This is a genomic window from Christensenella sp. KGMB01412 (genome assembly GCF_055522415.1).
On record NZ_JBVFVW010000003.1, the window covers coordinates 48674 to 68730 of the forward strand.

The window sequence follows — 20057 nt, forward strand, 5'->3', positions numbered from 1 at the left end:
ATTGATTTTGTTTTAGCTTCGTTTAATGAAAAATCGTTGTTTTTTAATATTAATATTACATTATTCAATTCTAATCCTTTTTCATGCCCACTATAATAAAAGTAACAATTCAAAGGTGCGGAAAAGAGGTGAGAACTGTTTGGCAAAAGAAGTAATGACCAGAAGGAGTGCGGACAACGAATATTTCCACAAGGATTTTCATATCTCCTGCGACCTTGGAATATCCTATGTAGGCGAACATTATGGCGACGACGGTGTGCGGGAATATATCAGGAACTATACGGCAAACTACCTTGCGCCCCTTTCAAATCAAATCCGCGAGGAAGGCTTCCAGGCGCTGGAGCAGTATTTAAAACAACTGTACGAAACAGAAAAAGCGCCCGGGGTGCTGAAAATACGGCGCAGCGACGATGAAATCGAAGTTACGATCACTGCCTGCCCCGCCATTGCCTTTATGAGAGAAAGCGGGCATACCCCATCAAAATGGTATATCGATACGACGACGGTGTTGTATGAAACGATTGCACAGAACGCAGGCGTCCAATTTGAGCTGATCCAATATGACGAGCAAAGCGGCGCTGCACAATTCAGGATGTTTTCAGAAACAAAATAATCCATATCGCGAAAATGCGGTAACAGATTCTTAATAAAAATGAATAAAGAGCCAGTGGGCTAAACGGAAAGGAAGTGATTTCCTGTGATTTCATGTACGCAATTTATCCCTGCCTACAGCGAGCTGTTCCGCTTTCTTGAAGAGCGGGAAGGATATGCAGGCGTTCAAAAATACTGGGAATATGTATCAGACAATTATGTGGAGCCGCGGCTTGGCAAGGCGATCCAAAAGAACGGTTTAAGAGGATGCTTTGAATATTGGGCCCATTCGCTCAATGAAGAATCCGCTGATTTTACAATGACGCTGGATGAGGACGAAGGCGTTTTTCAGATCGATATGCACGACTGCCCGTCCAAGGGCAGGCTCAATCAGATCAGCCATATAACGCCGTACGAAAATTATTGCAGGCACTGCGATATCCTGTATCGCCGGGTAGTGGAACGCTACGGCTTTCGATACGAATTTCAATGCCCTGAAGGCAGCGAAACGCATTGCGTTCTGAGGGTGCTACAGCGATATAACTGAATGCGGGTTATGCAAAACTTACGATAATCGTTTGCATATGTAATTGATACCAAGGGCTTGTAACCAGCCTTTTGACAAATTGCTATCAAAACAAAAGACCAATAAACACATTAAGGACGGGAGAGAAGAAGGATGAATAAAACAGTAGGAACGATGGAGGCGGGCCTGGGTTCCCGGGTACTGGGTAAGATCAAAGGATTTTTCAGGGAGTATGCTATTATCTATGCGGTGTTGGCGCTGATTGTCATTTTGTCATTTGCATCGCCGAATTTCTTTCAGGTTTCAAATTTTGTAAATGTGCTGAGACAGATTTCGATGATCGCAATTTTGGCGGTTGGAATTTTCTTCGTTATGGTTGGCGCGGGAATCGACATCTCAATCGGCGCTATCGTAGGATTGACTGGCGTACTGTTTGCGATGTTTATGGTAAATTACGGCATACCGCCGGTTCTGGCGTTTGTTTTTACAGCGCTTGTAGGCCTTGGGATTGGAATCGTCAACGGCCTGATGGTGGCAAAGCTGAGTATCCCTGCAATGATCGCGACGCTGGCGACTCAATCCGTGTGCCGCGGCATGACCTACGTTATCACAGGGGCCTATCCGATTTCCGGATTGCCGGAGGAGGTCTCCTTCCTTGGCAGGGGCTATGTCGGCGGACTTGAATGGCTTCCCTGGCCTGTATTTATTATGGTAATCGTAGCCATTTTGGCTCATATCGTATCAGAGCGCACGAAGTTTGGACGGTCGATTTATGCAATCGGCGGAAATCCGGAGGCGGCGCACCTTTCCGGAATCAAGCACAAAAAAGTAGAGATTACTACCTATGTTATCTGCGGCGGGCTTGCAGCGTTAGCCGGTATGATCCTGACATCCAGGATGGATTCCGGCCAGCCAAACGGCGGCCTTACCTGGGAATTCGAGGCGATCACCGCAGCGGTTATCGGCGGCGTATCGATCACCGGCGGACGGGGAAAGGTTTTGGGAGCGTTATTGGGGGCGATTTTGGTAGGCCTGCTCACAAACGGCATGACATTGCTTAACGTAAACTCATACTATCAGCAGGTAGTAAAGGGCGTCGTAATGGTTGTGGCAATCGCCTTTGACGTATATTCCGTCAAAAGAAAGCAGAAGAGATAAGGAGGTCGCACCATGAACGAAAATGATTATGTATTGCGCGTGCAGAACATATCAAAGGCATTTCCGGGCGTAAAGGCACTGGACGACGTAAGCTTTGATATCAGACGCGGAAGCTTTCATGCTCTGGTCGGTGAAAACGGCGCGGGAAAGTCGACGCTGATCAAAATACTCTCAGGGGTTTATATCGCCGATTCCGGCTCTGTCACCTTCAATGGGAAACCGATGGAGGTCAAAAGCCCGCTGGAGGCGCAGCAGCTTGGCATCAGTGTTGTGCATCAGGAGCTAAAGCTCGTTGAATCGCTCACTGTAAAAGAAAATATTTTCCTCGGGCGGCCGATTATGGGAAAGTTTGGCGTGAGCATGCAAAAAATGCGCGAAGAGGCCCGAAAGTTCCTCGATCGGCTCAAAATGCCGCTCGATCCGGATGAGTTGGTGTCCAACCTTTCCGTGGCGCAGAAGCAAATCGTCGAAATCTGTAAAGCGCTGTCGTTCAACTCAGACCTGATCATTATGGACGAACCGTCGGCGACGTTGACTGAAAAGGAATTGGAGCTGTTGTTCGATATCCTGAGGGATCTCAAAAAAGCGGGCATCACCATCATCTATATTTCCCATCGCCTGGAAGAAATATTTGAACTGGCGGACGAAGTATCCGTAATCCGCGATGGCAAACATATCAAAACCATGCCGGTTGAAGGCGTGACGCGCGAAGAGCTGATACGGCTGATGGTGGGCCGGACGCTGGGAATGGAATATCCCAAGAAAAAGGTAAATATCGGCGAAACCATCATGAAGGTGGAACACCTCTCCAGCAAGGACGTACTGCACGATATCAATTTTGAATTGCGCAGCGGTGAGATATTAGGCTTTGCAGGACTTGTAGGCGCAGGCCGTACAGAGGTGGCGAGGGCGCTGTTCGGAGCGGATAAAAACGCAACAGGCAATGTGACGGTCAAAGGGAAAGCATACCACATTAAAAATGTACCCAATGCCATTGAACACAAAATAGGCCTTGTACCGGAGGATCGTAAGCTTCAGGGGCTGATCCTCGAGATGAAAATCAGGGAAAACGTATCGATGGCAAATATGGACGCCATCACACGTTCACGGATGCTCTCGTTCCATAAGGAAGAAAAGCTGGCATGGGATTATGTGGATAAGCTTCATATCGCAACGCCGGACGTAGTCCGCAAGGTGGCGGATTTATCAGGCGGGAACCAGCAAAAGGTGGTCATTGCAAAATGGCTCAACGCAGACAGCGACATCCTGATCATCGACGAACCGACACGGGGAATCGACGTTGGCGCGAAGGCTGAAATTTATAACCTGATTTGCGATATGGCGGCGCAGGGCAAAGCGATCATCATGATATCGTCGGATATGCCGGAGCTTCTTGGCGTGTGCGACAGAATCATCGTGATGCACGACGGACGTATTACAGGGGAACTTAACATCGAAGAAGCCACACAGGAAAGAATACTGGAATACGCGATTCAATAAAGATCAATTTTGGGGAAGCATTCCCAAACAAATACAAGGAGGAAGAAAAATGAGAATGAAAAAACAAATTGCGGTAATCCTTGGGATTTTACTGCTGGCAACCTGCCTTCTGGCGGGATGCTCGTCCCAGGAAGCGCCCGCGCCGTCTGCGGATGGCACGGAGGAGGCAAAGACAAGCGAAAGTGCCGCGGCAGTGCAAAGCGCGGATGGTGAGAAGAGCGGAAAGCCGGTTCTGGGCGTATCGCTGTTCTATCGCAGGGATGAATACTACAAGGACCTTGACGCTTCATTCGTAAAAGAAGCGGCGGATGCGGGCCTTGACATTATCATCCAGGATGCAGACAGCGACGCTTCCAAGCAGACGCAGCAGCTTGAGGACTTTGTACAGCAGGGTGTGGACGCAATCGCGCTCGCTCCATGCGATCCGGCAGGGCTGGTGCCGGCCATCGAAGCGGCTGTGGACGCAGGTATCCCGGTTGTTGTGTTCGATAACCAGGCAGAGACGGATAAGGTTTCAACGTCGGTAAACTTCGATTACGAAGAAGACGGCGGCATGGTGGGCGATTGGACGGCAAACTACATCAATGAAAAGCTGGACGGCAAAGCCAAGGTAGCTGTCATCGATTTTCCGCAGTCCCCCATCGTATGCGGCGGACGCGTGAACGGCTTTGTCAATAAAGTAAAAGAGCTGCCCGGCGTAGAAATCGTTTCCCAGCAGGACGGCAAGGCGAGCAGGTCGGATTCCATGAACGTAATGGAAAACATCCTGACCTCAAACCCTGACGTACAGATCGTATTTGGCGTAAACTTTGACACCTGCGCGGGCGCAAAAGCGGCTATCGAAGCGGCAGGACGCGACGATATCATCGTGGTTGGCTCTGCGTACGGCGAAGAGGAATTCCAAGCGCTTGCGAATGACGACGCGATACTCAAGGCATTTTCAACAAGCTCGCCGCAGCAGCAGGCAAAAGACACGGTAGCAGCGGTTGTAAAAATACTGAACGGCGAATCCGTTGAAAAGGACACGCTTTCGCACTCTCAGCTTTTGGATGCACAAACCATCAAGGACTATGACTGGGAGTCGATTATTGCAGCAAGGGAAAGCTAACCGCTTATACTCTTTGGAAACCGGGAAAGGAACGGATTGTCCGTTCCTCCGGGTTCCAGCAAAGAATCCTGATTGGGGCAGGTACCATGAAAAATACGATGGGAAAAATCGGAATCGTCAATTTATGCCATAAGGATTATCTGGACGAAACGGTTGAAATTTTATTTCAAAATGCGGTGGATACCGTAAGGCAAACGGGCGTGGAGCTTGTCCTTGCGCCGGAGTATGTCTGGGATTTTAAAGACGGGATCAAAGCGGGAGTCGCCCTTTGCGGGCAGGATCTTGACGGAGTGATCCTGTTTCTGGGTTCGTGGATCGAATGCAGCGCCGCGATGGCGGTTTTGCGGGAGGTAGAGCATCTGCCGCTGCTTTTGTGGGGCGTGCCCATGTTTGAAGCAAAGGGGCAGATGTGCAGCACAGGCTCGTATGTGTCGTTTGCGATGTTTAAAGGTTCTATGACAAGGGCCGGATATGTATCTGAGGACGTTTTGGGGCTTCCGGAAGACAGTCAGGCGCAGGAAAAAATAACTGATTTTTGTTGCGCGGCGCGGGCAAAAAAATTACTGAAAAGACAAAAAATAGGGCTGATTGGTTACAGCTCTATGAATATATATCCCGGTACCTTCGACCACCTCTTCCTGAGGACAAAAATTGGCCCTGAGGTAGAGCAGATGGACGCGTATACCGTCATTGGCAGGGCACAGGACTATGGCAGGGAAGCGCTTTTGAATGGCGCGGCGAAGATAGGTAAAGCGGGGGAAATTTGCACCGGTGTAAGTGAGAAGGCGCTTTTGAAAACAGCGGGAATCTATCTTGCGCTCAGGGAGCTTTGTTATGAGCGGCAATGGGATGCGTTCAATATCAAATGCCAATACGAATTTTCAAAGGAATACCGGGCGGTTCCATGCGTGCCGGTTGGAATGCTTGCGGATGAAGGCGTCGTTGCGTCCTGCGAGGGAGATATGCTGTGCACGGTTTCCATGATGATGCTTTCGCTGCTGTCCGGGCAGGTGGTAACATATGGGGACGCCATCAACCATACAGGAAATGTGCTGAAAATTTCCTCCTGTGGAATGCTGCCTTTTTCCATGGGCTTTGGGCAGCGTCATATCAGGAAATTTATGCCGCACGACGGCTTTCATGGAATCCAGGCAAGCTTTGTAATGAGGCCGGAAAAAGTTACGTTGCTGCGGCTCGTGGAAGACTGCGGCAGTTACCATCTGTTGTATGGAACCGGAATGGGGCAGTTAACGCAGCTTCGACAGGGATATATGCCGGCCCTCGATATCCTTCTTGACGGAAGTATGGAAAACCTGATCCGGCATTATGCCGGGCAGCATTTCGCGGTGTGCTATGGAGATTATGCAGGCAAGCTGGAAACACTCGCGGCCATGATGGGAATTGGCACGGTCAAAATATGATAAGAAGAAAGAGGAAAAAAGATGGAAAAAAATTTTTTGTTTGAACCGGCGGCGTTTGTACCGTTTCGCGACAGGGAAGTATTGGAGCGGGTACGCAACCTGACAAGGGAAGAAATCACGCAGCATTCCAACCCGGATTTTAAAATCAAAATCGTTCCGGACGCTACGAGCATTTGGGTAGGGGATATGGTAATGCGTATGAAGGAATCCGACGAGCAGGATAAAAAATGCGTCATGATTGTTCCGAATCCGTGTCCCGCAGTCTATATCCAGGTTGCGGAGCTTGTGAACCGCTTCAGGATCGATTGCCGCAACGTACATTTGTTCGCCATGGACGAGTGGGCGGATCAGGATGGCAATATTGCGCCGCTCTCTTACCAGGCGGGTTTTGGGCATTCCATGATGAAGTATTTCGTGGGAAATATCGACGAAGAGCTGCGTATGCCCGCTCAAAACGTACATTACCACAGTAACGAAACCATCAAGGATTATACGAAAATCCTTGAGGATGTCGGCGAAGGCGGAGCGGATGTTTGTTACAGCGGGCCCGGATGGGCGGGGCATATTGCCTTTGTCGATCCTGACGTGCCTGAGCTTGCGGCAGATTCGCTGGAAGAATATCTGGATTATGGCGCGCGCGTTGTGACGCTGCATCCCCTCACGGTAGCACAGAATTCGCTCCACGGGTGCTTTGGATGGTCCGGAGACCTTGCAAATGTTCCGCCGAGGGCTGCGACAATCGGGCCACGCGATGTCAAAAATGCGAGAAACCGTCTTGAAATCCATTCGCTTACCACGATGGGAACCTTTTCTTCCTGGCAGCGAATGGTTTCGCGGCTGATACTCCACGGGCCTGTTACGCCAAAGGTGCCGAGCTCTATTCTGCAATTATGGCCGACGACCGTTTATGTCAGCGAACAGATTGCCGCGCCGATTGTGTGCGACGAATTGGGCGGCTACTGATCAGGAGATGCAAATGCAGGAATATAAAGCGATTGTAAACGCAAAGGTCGTTACCGAACAGGAAATCATAAACGACGGGTTTATTTTGTACGGAGATGGAAAAATTGTCGAAGCGGGGAAAAACTGCGGGAGGCTTCCGCAGGGCAATACGGAAATCATCGATGCGCGCGGGTGCTATGTTGGCCCGGGATTCGTAGATATCCACTGCCATGCAGGCGGGGAACACTGGTGCCATGAAGAGCCGGAAAAAATGGCGCTCCATCACCTTCACGGCGGTACGACCTCGCTTGTATGCACGCTGTACCACAATATTGGGATTGACGGTATTCTGTCCGGAGGCAAAAAGATCAAACGGGCGATGCTGGAAGGCCGTCCGGGAAATATCGCCGGAATCCACATAGAAGGCCCCTACCTTTCAAAGAAATACGGCGCAACGGCAAGCAATGCGCGAACACCTGAAACAAAGGAACACGAGCTGTACCTGAAAGAGTTTGGCGACGCGATCCGCCAGTGGACGGTGTCGCCCGAGGTGGAGGGAATCGAGCCGTTTGTCAAATCGGCGCTCGATGCGGGTATTGTGATATCGCTTGGACATTCAGAAGCGTCGCCGGAGCGGGTTTATGAAATGGCAGAAATGGGCGCGGGAATCTGCACCCATATTACGAATGCGACGGGCTGCGCTATCTCGCCCACAAGGTATGGCGGAACGCTCGAGGTATCCTTTGATCATGCGGCAATGCTGTGCGACAGCCTGCTTTGTGAAATGATCAACGACGAAAAGGGCGTGCATATGCGGCCGGATATGACAAGGCTTGTACTCAAAACGATTGGCATAAGCCGTGCAGTGGGCGTTACGGACGCTTGCGCGGGCAGGGATGACGGCGAGCAGGTGAACATCGTGGACGGTGAGATTTTTGGATCAAAGCTCAAAATGAATCAGGTCGCTAAAAATTTCAGGAACAATACCGGCCTTGGCGTATCTGATATTTTCCGCGTTTGTTCTTCAAACCCTGCGCGCGCGATAAAACTTACGCAGGTGGGAAGCATTTCGCCGGGCAAGGATGCGGATTTTGTTTTTCTGGATGAAAATCTGGAGCTTTTGAAGGTGATTCTCAAAGGAAAAGAGGTGCCATATGATTGATCATAAAGAATGCAGGCTGGGAGTTTGCCCGATTGGTAAATTTGCATTCTCGCATGAAGACGCAAAGGTACAAAAAAATGCGGTTATGGATAAGCTGCGCGAACTGGGCGTGGATTATGTAGATATTGAGGAAGCCGTGCCGGATGGACTCGTACGCTCCAAAGACCAGGCTGCGGCAGTCGTGGCGTATTTAAAGGAAAAACAGGTTGACGCGCTTTTTATGCCGCACTGTAATTTTGGAACGGAGGATGCGACAGGGATTACCGCAAGGGAGCTGGATGTGCCGGTGCTTTTGTGGGCGCCGCGGGACGGGGCTCCGCTTGCGGATGGTTCGCGCCTGCGGGATTCGTTATGCGGGAGCTTTGCGGCAAGCAAGGTTTTGCATACAATGGGCGTGAAATTCGACTATATCGAAAATTGCCGTGTGGAAGACGGGGCGTTCCGGCGTGGAATGGAATTGTTTTTGGGCGCGGTGCGCGTGGTAAAGGCTGTAAAAACAGCACGGATCGGGCAGATTGGGATCCGGATTCCGTTTTTCTGGTGTACGGTCATTGACGAAGCAAGGCTGCTAAACCAGCTTGGCGTACAGGTATATCCGTTTGATATGGTGGAATTTATCGAACGTTACCGCACACGGCTTAAAAAAGACGGGAAGAAATACGAGGAAGAGCTGCGGGAAATACGCAAATGGCTTGATCCGGGAAATATTGCGGAGCAGGGAATGCTTACAAGCCTCGCCATGAAGGACGAGCTTTTTGAGATGGCGGAGCAAAATGGGATTGACGCTTATGCAATCCAGAATTTTGATTCGCTTACGGTAGATATGGGCGAGGGCTCCGGCCTTGGCGGCGCGCTTGCGGAGGAGCGTATCCCGGTTGCGGCCGAAACAGATATTCATGGGGCATTGAGCTCAATTATCATCGAAGCCGCGGCGAATGGCAGGGAACCGTCGTTTTTTCCGGAGTTCACAATCCGTCATCCACAAAACGATAATGCCGTTTTGATGTGGCATGCGTCGGCGCCGCCGTCCCTGCGCGATCCGCAAAAGGGAAAGGTAAGCATCAGGGAGCCATGGATTTTAAAATCGCTTCCGGCTACAAGCCTTCAATTTCCGCTTAAAAACGGGGAATTAACGGTATGCCGCTTTGACGGGAATAACGGCGAATACCGGATCGGCACGGGAGAAGGCAAGGCAATCGACGGGCCGCAGACGCGGGAGGTATACACCTGGTATGAGGTGGACGACTGGCCCAAATGGGAACGCAGGCTGATCGAAGGGCCTTACGTACACCACGTATCGTGCCTGTATGGGAATTATTCCGATATCCTCGAAAAGGCGTGCAGGTTTTTGCCGGGCGTTGTATGCGAAAGGTTTGACAGGTAATAAAATGGCATGGATAGCGATTGATCTTGGAACAACAGGGTGCAGGAGCCTGATATTTGACGAACGGCTTCAAATCGTTGGGGAATCGTACTATGAGTATCCGCTCATCACACTCTCAGACCTCGCCATCGAGCAGGACGCAAATCTGTGGTGGGAGCTTACAAAGAAAACGATTCTCGAGGCGCTGCGGCGTTCAGGGATTCCAGCGGAAACGATAAAAGGGATTGGCATCAGCACGCAGGGTATTTCCGTTGTGCCGGTGGATCAAAACGGAAATGCGCTCCGCAATGCGTTTAGCTGGCTGGACCGGCGTGCGCAGGAGGAAGCGGAAAAAATCGAGGCGGATTTTGGCGCGGAAGGGATTTTTGACCTTGCGGGCAAGCCTGCGGCGGCGGCCTATACGCTCCCCAAGCTTATGTGGATGAAAAAGCACGAGAGAAAGCTTTACGACAGTACCTACCGCTTTTTACTTCCGCACGATTACCTGGTGATGAAGCTGACCGGCGAATTTTTGACCGACCATACGATGGCGGGCGGAACGCTCCTGTATGATATCAAAAAACAGGGCTGGTCGGACGAAATCCTCGAAAAGGAAGGGATAGACAGGTCAAAGCTTCCGAATATCCGCTGGAGCGGCGAGGGTGCGGGCACGCTTCGAAGCGAGGTCGCACGGGAGCTGGGGCTTGCGGAATCGGTGGTTGTGGCAATCGGCGGACAGGATCAGAAATGCGCCGCGTTTGGGGCCGGGATTGCCGGCGATGTGATCACATTGTCGCTTGGTACGGCAGGAGCCATCGAAAAAATTTACGATTATCCCTTTGTTGATCCGGCGCGGAAAACGCCTTCATTTTCTTTCCTTTCGCCTCGAATGTGGATTGCGGAAGGCGTAGTCGATACGGCGGCGGGCGCAATGCGCTGGCTCAAGGACACCCTGTTTCCGGATTGCGGTTACGGGCAGATGAGCGCTTTAGCGCAGCAGGCACTTTGCAGCCCGTTGTTTTTCCATCCGCATTTGTGCGGGGACAGCTCAGTGGGAAATAAGAAAAATGCCTGCGGGAATTATTATAATATCAGCCTGCATACAAAGCGCGGTGAGTTTGTCAGCGCGCTGATGGAAGGGGTTGCATTCGAAATAAAACGAATCGTTTCGCAGATGGAGACGCAGGAAAAACCAACGGCAGAGATCAGGATTTTCGGCGGCGGGGCCAAGAGTGATGTTTGGTGCCATATCATTGCGGATATTACGAAAAAAACGGTGCGAAAGGTTTCTACAGAAGAAGCGGCAAGCGCGGGCGCGGCAATGCTCGCAGGGATCGCGCAGGGTAGCTACGGCAGGGATTCGGCCGGGGAACTCGTCGGCGTCTCGCACGCCTTTGAACCGGAGGAGATTCTTATGAGGCGCTACGAAAAAAAATATGACGATTATATGGAGCTTTACGACAGGCTGTGGGAGTAAGCCGCAAACCGAAAAACAGTTTTTTATCATATAACTAAAATTACAGGAGGAAAAAAGATGTCGTTTTACTTTGGAGAAAAAACATGGGAAGAAATTGATGAATACCGCAAAAAAAATGCGCTTGTGATCCTTCCGGTGGGTACGACCGAGGAACATGGAAGCCACCTGCCCGTAGAAACGGATGCGATCATCGCAACGGAATTTGGAAGGGTGCTTGGCGAGGTTTGCGAAGAAAAAGGAATACCCGCGCTTGTGATGCGTACAATTTATTATGGATTTTCCATGGGGATCGTACGCAAATGGCCGGGATGTCCGAATGTGGATCCGGACACCTTTACAGATTATATTTACAATATCGTAAAATCGACGGTGGAAATGGGATTCAAAAAAATTGTATTGCTCGATTGCCACGGAAACCACGATTGCCTGCTACGTACGGTAATGCGGAAAATTGCGGACGAATATAATATTTTTATTATGGTGCTCAACCCGTTTGCGCTTGCAGGCAAAAAGTACAACGAAATCAAAAAGGATCCGGCCGGGGACATTCACGGCGGGGAATATGAGACGTCCTGTGTGCTGCACGTGCGTCCCGAGCTCGTAAAGACTGATAAATACACCAACGTAGACGCGATTCGCTGCAACAGCAAGCTTCGCGGCCCGGTATCCACATGGGGGCTGCAGGAAACGAAAACCGGGCTGTTCGGCGATCCGACCTATTCCGAGGCGGAAACCGGGAAGGCCATTTTTGACGCATTGCGCGAGGAAGGCTATTCTTATCTTGAAGCCTTTTATCAGCATCAGGAACAAAGCGAATAATCTCTGAAAACATGTGGCAAATATATCAAACGCAAGAAAAAACCCGCCGGAAGTTCTTCCGGCGGGTTTGGTTTTTTCCGCGTCAGTGATGGCTTCAGCAAATGACAGATTTTACCAAAAATATCCATGGAACATAAAATAATGAAAAACCTCTTGACTTGGAGCGGACTCCAGGGTGTAGAGTAACTGTAGGAAAAGCAATCGATCAAAAAATAATGGAGACAATATGGATGGTATATCAGATGCACTTGTCGACAGGGGAATTGGTTGAGGTTGGTCTGTTTGGAAGAAGGCCTCGTTAAATTGATGATAACAGGAAAGGAAAAATTGAAATGTCAAAAAAAAGTCTGGTTGTTTATTATACCCACTCCGGAAACACGAAAAAAATCGCAGAGCTGATCGCAGAAAAAACGGGAAGCACATTACTTGCGATAGAGCCTGAAAAGGCTTATCCAACGGCCTATCAAGCGGTGGTAGAGCAGGCAAAACAGGAAATACGGGCAGGCTACAGGCCCGCGTTAAGCAGCACGATTGATGTGGGGGATTACGACATGGTATTTGTGGGCTCGCCTAATTGGTGGAGCACGATCGCCCCGCCGGTTGCGTCTTTCCTGGATGAAGCGGACCTTGCGGGAAAGACGGTTGTTCCTTTTTGTACGCATGGCGGCGGAGGGATGGCAAATGTCGCCCGGGATATCGCGCAGCTATGTCCTGATTCCGAGGTTTTAAACGGGTTCGAAATTTATGGAAACGGAAGCGCACGGGCACGCGGGGAAGTGGACACGTGGCTGGAAAGAATTGGAATAAAGCTGTAAAAAATTGGAGGTAGTGCTATGCCACATATTGCGATTACGATGTTCCCCGGACGCAGCCGGGAGGTAAAGGCGGAGCTGGCCGTTAAGGTACAGGATTTTGTTGCGGCGGAGCTGCAGCTCGAAAAGGAATTTGTCTCAGTCTCGGTTGAAGATATTCCAAAAGAGCAATGGGAGGAATCGATCAAAAAATACCCGGAAGACGTTATGTATGTAAAACCGGGCGTATAAGGAAAAAGAAGCGCTATTCATGTGAGCCTGCGTGGCAAAGACGATTCTGAGCGGAAGACGTATCCCTTGGGGCGCCTTTGTTTAAAAGCCTTTGCACCGGCCTGTGGCGTAGCTTTTGGTAGACATGATGCAGAAGGATCAGTAAAAGCACAATGCCGATTCCAGACAACAGGCAAAGGAAACGATTCTCGATTGCGTCAGGGGTGTTGAGCAGGAGAAGGGAGGCATTGAGCGCGCAGATCGCGTTTACGATTTGTTTGTATTTGTACTCGGGTGTGTAAAAACTCAGGTAGCAAAACAACATGATCAGCAGCATGGAGAATTCCGCGGGGACAAGGATCTGGAACAATATCACGAATACGGCGGAACCGATCAAAGTGGCGACCACGCGGTATTTGATACGCAGGAAGGTCTCGCTGAATTCAAGCTGCGTGAGGGACATGACGACGATGCTGATCCACAAAGGCTTTTTCAGATGGAAGGCCATGCCGATCAGCATTGCAAGCGCAAGGCCGACAGACATCCGCAGGATCAGGCTTTTTCGTTTGCTGCTGAGCAAAACCTGTTCTTTCAGGCTGCGTGCATTTTTGCCGTAGCCTTTTTTGCGCCACCAGATGACAGTTGCGGCACAAACAATAACAGAGCCGATCAGCAGGCTTTCCATACGGAGTGGGAATTCGCTCCAGGGTACGGGCGTTGCCTGCGAAAAGATAAAGCAAAGCAGAAAACAGATAAAGGGCTTTAATTGATAAGGCTCGCTTGTCAGCAGCATGATCAGCATAACAAAGACGAAGTTGATTGGAAGCGCAATTAAGGGTGAAGCAAGCGCGAGCTGCGCCGTAAGCCCGGAACCAAGGAACAATAAAAACGTAATAAAAACCATGGTCAGCGGCCTGATACCAAAATCTGTGATTGGGAACATCGTAGCCGCAACGCATACGGCAACGCCGGGCAGGATGTTAGCCGGCCCAAAAATCATCTGGTATACCCAGACAAAGGCGATATTGAATAAAAAAAGAAGCGTGTTTTTACAAATCAGCTTCGCAGTGGAATGCTTTTTAAGCAGTTTTTTGGTTTCCGACATCGTTCATTCCCCCTGTCCGCATAGACGCCGGTATGATCATTCCTTTTTATGATAGCAATTTGTAAAACCGGCTACAAGAACGTCGGTTTGTGAATTTTTTATGAACAAATTTATTTTCGGGAGCGGTTTATCCAATCTGCTGTAAAATCGCGCTGCAAAAATAAGTGGGAAAACATCGCAGCGCGATAGATTTTCATACGTTTTTGATGTAAAATGAAAAAAGAATCGGAGGGTGCAAATGGAAGAGATCAAATTTACAACAAAAACGGATTTTCAGGTGTTCAGGGATTATTGGATGTTTACACTGTTTGAAAAGAAGGGCGTAAAAGGAAAAATGAACGCTTTTTCCAAATATATGCTGGTGCTTTGCATTGTACTTGGAGCAGCGGTGGTTCTTGCGGTGTGTAACTATGCGCTGCTCGATAATATGATGGGTATTGTACCGTTGATTTTGCTTTTGGCGGTGATCGCGGCGTTTGCGTCCTGTTTTATCACTGTGACACAGACGCAGCCCAAAAGGCAGTATAAGCTTGTGCAGGCCGCGGTAGAAAGCCCGCAGAAATATACGTTTACCCCGCTTCAGATGGAAGTGCGCGAGGACGACGAGGAAGAGGGGCGCGAAACGCTCGCTGAGTTCCCCTATGACAGGCTGTCGGAAGTCTACGAGACAGGAAAAGCCTTTTATCTGTTTATCAGCGATACGGAAGCGTTCCTGATTCCAAGGGAGCAGATTACAGGGATATCGCCGGAGGCGTTCGCCGCATTTTTGCAGGAGAAAGCGCCGGGAAAATATCACAAAAGCAAAAAGAAAAACAAAGGGTGACACGTCCTGTTTTTTTGTGTTTATATATGAATTATGATATGATATGGAAAGGTTATTTCGAGGAGGTTTTTCGATGACATATGATGTGATTATTGCAGGCGCGGGGCCGGCGGGGCTTACTGCTGCCATATATGCGTGCAGGGGCGGGCTCAAAACGCTTGTTTTGGAACGCGCGTTTGCGGGCGGGCAGATGGCGATCAGCCATGTAATCGATAATTATCCGGGATTTGAAATGGAAGTAACCGGAGCAAAGCTCGCGCACAGCATGAAACTGCAGGCACAAAACCTGGGCGCGGAGATCATCACGGAAGAGATCACAAAATTTGAGCTGAAGCAGCCGGTCAAGAAGATTACGACGCTCAAAAACACCTATGAAGCAAAAGCGGTCATCCTCGCAATGGGCGCGACTCCCAAAAAGCTTGGGATGAAGGGCGAGGACGAATTTATCGGCGCGGGGGTTTCTTATTGTGCGACATGCGACGGGGCGTTTTTCCGGGAACGCGACGTAGCGGTAATCGGCGGCGGAAATACTGCGGTTGAGGATGCTTTGTATCTCGCAAAATTTTGTAAAAAGGTTTATATCGTACACCGGCGCGATGAGTTCCGTGCGCTCAAAGGAATGGTAGACGCTGCTGCGGAAATCGACAACATAGAATTTGTATTGAGCCACGTGCCGGAATCGATTAATGGAGAGAATACGGTGCAGAGCCTTACGGTAAAGGACGTGAATACCGGACAGGAAAAGGACCTTTTTGTGTCGGGTATTTTTATTGCGGTGGGCCAAACGCCAAAAACCGATCTTGTGAAGGATCAGGTCGAGCTTGGCGAAGGCGGATTTATCAAGGCGGATGAATCTTGTAAAACAAACCTGCCGGGCGTCTCCTGCGCGGGCGATATCCGCACCAAGCGGATGCGCCAGATCGTAACGGCAGTTGCCGACGGAGCTGTCGCGGCGGATAACAGCCTCGGTATTGATTGCGTGCTGCAGGCAAGCAGGGCAAACCAGTAAAATAAAAGTATTGTTTTGGATAAGGAGAATTGAATGGCAAGGCTATTTGGGACGGACGGCGTTCGAGGAATCGCCAATGAAAAATTGACCTCTAAGCTCGCTTATGATTTGGGGCGGGCGGGCGCGTATTGCCTTACGAATGAAATACACAGCGCAAAAATACTGATTGGCAAGGATACCCGCGGTTCGGGAGATATGCTTGAATCCGCATTGGTGGCAGGAATTTGTTCGGCAGGCGCGGAAGCGGTGGTCGCGTGTACGCTGCCAACCTCGGCGATTGCTTATTTGACGCGGCATTCCGGCTATGACGCGGGAGTTGTGATTTCCGCCTCCCACAACACGGTGGAATATAATGGAATCAAATTTTTCAATTCGAACGGCTATAAACTGGCCGATGAAATTGAAGACCGTATCGAGAACATTATCATGAACCACTCGGAAGAGGTGCCCCAGCCAACCGGCAAAAAGATCGGGCGAAGGGTGCGACTCAAAAAAGCCGCGCAGGATTACATTGATTTCGTGGTAGAGAGTACGGATGTGAGCCTTGACGGGCTCAAGGTTGTGCTCGACTGCGCAAATGGCGCGTCCAGCGAAGTCGCTCCATGGATTTTCAAGCTGCTTGGCGCTGAGGTGATTCCCTATTACAATATGCCGGATGGCAATAATATCAATGAAAATTGCGGTTCAACGCATCCGGAGCAGCTTTCACGCCTGGTTTCCGAGCTTGGCGCGGATGTGGGGCTTGCGTTTGACGGGGACGCCGACCGCCTCATAGCGGTGGATGAGCATGGCGGTATCGTGGACGGGGATAAGGTTATGGCGATTTGTGCGATGGACCTTAAGAAGCGCGGGATGCTGAAAAAGGATACGCTCGTCGCAACGGTGATGAGCAATATGGGCGTAGAGTCTACGCTCAAAGAAAACGGGATCCATCTGAAGCGCACAGGCGTGGGTGACCGCTATGTGCTGGAGGAGATGCTTGCAAACGGCTATAATTTCGGCGGCGAGCAGTCGGGGCATATCATATTTCTTGACCACAATACGACAGGCGACGGAATCCTGTCGGGTGTGCAGCTGATGTCGGTCATGAAGCGGGAGGATAAGCCGCTTGCGCGCCTTGCGCGCCCGGTAAGCATTTATCCCCAGGTACTGGTAAACGCGCTGGTAAACGAAGAAAAGAAGCATGATTACGACAAGGACGAAGAAATCCTGTCCGCAATCGCAAAGCTTGAAAAGGAATTCAATGGCGAGGGACGCGTGCTCATAAGGACGTCGGGTACGGAGCCGCTTGTGCGGGTGATGATCGAAGGCAAGGATAAGGATGCGATTACAAAGCAGGCGGTTGCCGTGGCAAGGCTGATCGAGCAAAGGCTGAAATAATAACAGAAATAAAGGGAGACGCAGAAATGCGTTTCTTTTTCTATTTTCTTTTTGTATGAAATCAGATATAATAGAAAATGATTTTATTTTTTACAAAAACAGGACAGGAGAAAATTCATGTGCGGAATTGTTGGTTATATTGGTGACAGAAATGTAATCCCCGTTTTGATTGGCGGGTTGCAGAAGCTGGAATACCGTGGTTATGACAGCGCGGGAATTGCATATCTGGATCAGGGGAAACTGACGGTATATAAAGAAAAAGGAAAACTTGCGGAGCTTGAAAAGCTGGTAAACGGAAAGGTGTCCGAGCATACGCTCGGTATTGGACATACGCGCTGGGCGACGCATGGCGAGCCGAGCAGGATCAATGCGCATCCGCATACAAACAGCGCGGGAGACCTCGCAATCGTGCACAATGGGATCATTGAAAACTATATGCACCTGCGCGAGTGGCTTTCCAAAAAAGGAGTACAGTTTGTTTCGGATACGGATACTGAGGTAATCGTCCACCTGATCGATTACTATTTAAAGGATGATTTGAAGGATGCTGTGGCGCAGGCGATTTCCAAGCTGAAGGGAAGCTATGCGCTGGGCGTTGTAAGCGAACGCTTTCCGCAGGAAATTGTCGCGGTTCGCAAAGACAGCCCGCTTGTTGTGGGCGTGGGAGAAAACGAAAACCTGATCGCATCGGATATCCCGGCGCTTCTTGAATACACACGCGATGTGTATTTCCTGAATAATGGAGAGATTGCCGTCGTGAAAAAGGACGGTGTGCAGCTTTACGACGAAGTACTCAATCCCATTGAACGCGAGTTGTTTACGGTGGAGTGGGACGTATCCCAGGCGGAAAAAGCAGGCTATCCGCATTTCATGCTCAAGGAGATTGAAGAACAGCCGCGCGTGCTTGCTGAGACAATCAATCCGCGTGTGAAAGACGGGGAAATTTGTTTTGATGAAATAAACCTGACGGATGAAACGCTCAGGGATATCGATAAAATCACGATCATTGCCTGCGGAACGGCTTACCATGCGTCCTGCGTTGGGAAATATGTGATGGAGCGCTTTGCGCGCGTGCCGGTCGAGGTGGAGATCGCGTCGGAGTTCCGTTACAAAGAGCCGATTATGGACGAAAACAGTTTTGTGATTATCGTGAGCCAGTCCGGCGAGACGGCGGATACGATTGCCGCAATGCGCGAGGCGAAAAAACGCGGTGCGTATGTTCTTGCGATTGCAAACGTGGTGGGTTCCACCATTGCGCGCGAGGCGGACAGCGTACTCTATACGCGCGCAGGGCTGGAGATTGCGGTTGCGTCCACCAAGGCGTACACAACCCAGCTGATGTCCATGTATATGTTCTCTTTGAAGCTTGCGTATGCAAAAGGCCGGATTTCAAAAGAGGATTACCTGAAATATGTAAAGGAGCTGCAGGCCGTGCCGGATAAGGCCGCGCAGGTGATTGCAAACAAAGAGCTCTTACAGAAGTTTGCTTATGAACATTTTACGGAGCACAGCGTTTTTTATATCGGCAGGGGGCTTGATTACGCGCTTGCCATGGAAGGCTCGCTCAAACTCAAGGAGATCAGCTATATCCATTCCGAAGCATATGCGGCGGGAGAGTTGAAGCATGGAACCATTGCGCTCATCGAACAGGGAACGTTGGTTGTCGCGGCGCTCACACAGGGAGACCTGCTTGAGAAATGCGTCAGCAACGTCAAAGAGGTGAAATCCCGCGGCGCGGTGGTTATGGTGATCACGCAGGAGCGTTATCAGGATCTTGTGAAGGATATTGCGGATAAATTGGTGATCATACCGGATACTGTAGATTTTGAAGCGACGATCACATCCATTATTCCAATGCAGATTTTTGCGTATTATATGTCTGTGCAAAAGGGCTGCGATGTGGATAAGCCGAGGAACCTTGCAAAAAGCGTTACGGTGGAATAAACGGAATCAATCAGCATCGGATGATCAAAACGCCGCAATTTGCGGCGTTTTTCATCATTTGTTTACATTCATGACAAAATTGTGTGATATAATCATATAGTATCACGAAATAAAAGATAAGCAGGCATAAGTGAATGGGGAGAATGAAGAGCAGGACTCAAAGGACAAAAGCGCGGACGGAAAAGAAGAAAGCGGTTTGGGGCTGGGTGATCGCAATCGGTGTGGCAGTGGCCGTCGCATTTCTGGTCAGGGCGTTTTTATTTGAAATTATAATGGTGGATGGGCCGTCTATGCAGCCGACGCTGCACACGGACGAACGCCTCGCGGTGGAAAAGGTGTCGCGTTATGCGGGGATGCCCCAGCGCGGGGACATTATCATCGTCCATTATTCGGATGGAACAAACAACAATTATGTTAAGCGCGCAATCGGACTTCCGGGCGATACGGTGGAGATCAAAGACAGCGTTGTTTACATCAATGGGGAAGCGCTCAGCGAGGATTATGTGAGCCCTGCGCCGTATGCGGACATGGAGGCGGTGGTCGTGCCGGAGGATGAGGTGTTTGTCATGGGAGATAACCGCGCCAATTCGATGGACAGCCGTATGGTGGGGCCGATTAAACATGAACAAATCGTCGGGCACGCAATGGCGGTTATTTTTCCTTTCAATGAAATACGTGGATTGAATTAAGTAAGTCAAAGCATAAAA

19 protein-coding genes are annotated in these 20057 nt (G+C 50.0%); 18 read left to right on the forward strand and 1 reads right to left on the reverse strand.

Annotation, left to right across the window (positions count from 1 at the left end):
• Positions 1–139 precede the first annotated feature (139 nt).
• The 13 genes from ACS5WU_RS05730 to ACS5WU_RS05790 all read left to right on the forward strand — a co-directional run bounded on the left by ACS5WU_RS05730 (position 140) and on the right by ACS5WU_RS05790 (position 13110).
• The gene (locus tag ACS5WU_RS05730; RefSeq protein WP_302760845.1) at positions 140–613 is read left to right on the forward strand and encodes a hypothetical protein; all 474 of its coding nucleotides are present in this window, start codon (positions 140–142) and stop codon (positions 611–613) included.
• Positions 614–697: 84 nt separating this feature from the next.
• A complete protein-coding gene (locus tag ACS5WU_RS05735; protein ID WP_302760843.1) occupies positions 698–1138 on the forward strand; it encodes a hypothetical protein in 441 nt (146 codons plus the stop codon).
• A 132-nt stretch (positions 1139–1270) separates the two neighbouring features.
• Positions 1271–2275 carry an ABC transporter permease gene (locus tag ACS5WU_RS05740; protein WP_059108885.1) on the forward strand — a complete coding sequence of 335 codons (1005 nt, stop codon included), beginning with the start codon at positions 1271–1273 and terminating at the stop codon, positions 2273–2275.
• Between the two features lie 12 nt (positions 2276–2287).
• Positions 2288–3775 (forward strand): sugar ABC transporter ATP-binding protein, encoded by a 1488-nt coding sequence (locus ACS5WU_RS05745; protein WP_046444763.1) that lies wholly within the window; start codon positions 2288–2290, stop codon positions 3773–3775.
• Between the two features lie 49 nt (positions 3776–3824).
• The gene (locus tag ACS5WU_RS05750) at positions 3825–4883 is read left to right on the forward strand and encodes a substrate-binding domain-containing protein (protein WP_059108884.1); all 1059 of its coding nucleotides are present in this window, start codon (positions 3825–3827) and stop codon (positions 4881–4883) included.
• Positions 4884–4969: 86 nt separating this feature from the next.
• Positions 4970–6304, forward strand: a complete 1335-nt coding sequence (locus ACS5WU_RS05755; RefSeq protein WP_302760516.1) for a hypothetical protein — start codon at positions 4970–4972, stop codon at positions 6302–6304.
• 21 nt (positions 6305–6325) lie between these two features.
• Positions 6326–7267 carry a sugar phosphate isomerase family gene (locus ACS5WU_RS05760; RefSeq protein ID WP_302760515.1) on the forward strand — a complete coding sequence of 314 codons (942 nt, stop codon included), beginning with the start codon at positions 6326–6328 and terminating at the stop codon, positions 7265–7267.
• 13 nt (positions 7268–7280) lie between these two features.
• Positions 7281–8408, forward strand: coding sequence for an N-acetylglucosamine-6-phosphate deacetylase (locus ACS5WU_RS05765; RefSeq protein ID WP_302760514.1), 1128 nt, complete (start codon positions 7281–7283; stop codon positions 8406–8408).
• Positions 8401–9792 carry an L-fucose/L-arabinose isomerase family protein gene (locus ACS5WU_RS05770; RefSeq protein WP_465089006.1) on the forward strand — a complete coding sequence of 464 codons (1392 nt, stop codon included), beginning with the start codon at positions 8401–8403 and terminating at the stop codon, positions 9790–9792. Before ACS5WU_RS05765 ends, ACS5WU_RS05770 begins: the two co-directional genes overlap by 8 nt.
• Positions 9793–9796: 4 nt before the next feature.
• Positions 9797–11248, forward strand: coding sequence for a xylulokinase (locus tag ACS5WU_RS05775; RefSeq protein WP_302760512.1), 1452 nt, complete (start codon positions 9797–9799; stop codon positions 11246–11248).
• A 57-nt stretch (positions 11249–11305) separates the two neighbouring features.
• On the forward strand, positions 11306–12067 hold the full coding sequence (locus tag ACS5WU_RS05780) for a creatininase family protein (RefSeq protein ID WP_059108879.1): 762 nt from the start codon (positions 11306–11308) through the stop codon (positions 12065–12067).
• Positions 12068–12399: 332 nt separating this feature from the next.
• Positions 12400–12882, forward strand: a complete 483-nt coding sequence (locus tag ACS5WU_RS05785) for a flavodoxin (RefSeq protein WP_059108878.1) — start codon at positions 12400–12402, stop codon at positions 12880–12882.
• Positions 12883–12900: 18 nt separating this feature from the next.
• Positions 12901–13110, forward strand: a complete 210-nt coding sequence (locus tag ACS5WU_RS05790; RefSeq protein WP_059108877.1) for a tautomerase family protein — start codon at positions 12901–12903, stop codon at positions 13108–13110.
• 13 nt (positions 13111–13123) lie between these two features.
• On the opposite strand, the gene ACS5WU_RS05795 is transcribed toward ACS5WU_RS05790, so the two are convergent.
• Positions 13124–14194, reverse strand: coding sequence for an FUSC family protein (locus ACS5WU_RS05795; RefSeq protein WP_302760511.1), 1071 nt, complete (start codon positions 14192–14194; stop codon positions 13124–13126).
• Positions 14195–14432: 238 nt separating this feature from the next.
• Between ACS5WU_RS05795 and ACS5WU_RS05800 the strand changes: the two genes are divergently transcribed.
• From ACS5WU_RS05800 to lepB, 5 genes are all read left to right on the forward strand, one after another.
• Entirely contained in the window at positions 14433–15017 is a 585-nt protein-coding gene (locus tag ACS5WU_RS05800) for a YcxB family protein (protein ID WP_302760510.1), read from the forward strand.
• A gap of 73 nt (positions 15018–15090) precedes the next feature.
• Complete coding sequence (trxB, locus tag ACS5WU_RS05805) at positions 15091–16026, forward strand: thioredoxin-disulfide reductase (protein ID WP_046444773.1); 936 nt, start codon at positions 15091–15093, stop codon at positions 16024–16026.
• A gap of 33 nt (positions 16027–16059) precedes the next feature.
• A complete protein-coding gene (glmM, locus tag ACS5WU_RS05810; RefSeq protein WP_046444774.1) occupies positions 16060–17406 on the forward strand; it encodes a phosphoglucosamine mutase in 1347 nt (448 codons plus the stop codon).
• Between the two features lie 117 nt (positions 17407–17523).
• Positions 17524–19350, forward strand: coding sequence for a glutamine--fructose-6-phosphate transaminase (isomerizing) (gene glmS / locus ACS5WU_RS05815; RefSeq protein ID WP_059108874.1), 1827 nt, complete (start codon positions 17524–17526; stop codon positions 19348–19350).
• Positions 19351–19484: 134 nt separating this feature from the next.
• Positions 19485–20039: a signal peptidase I gene (lepB, locus tag ACS5WU_RS05820; protein ID WP_197408891.1), complete on the forward strand. Its 555-nt coding sequence runs from the start codon at positions 19485–19487 to the stop codon at positions 20037–20039.
• The last annotated feature ends 18 nt before the right edge of the window (positions 20040–20057 follow it).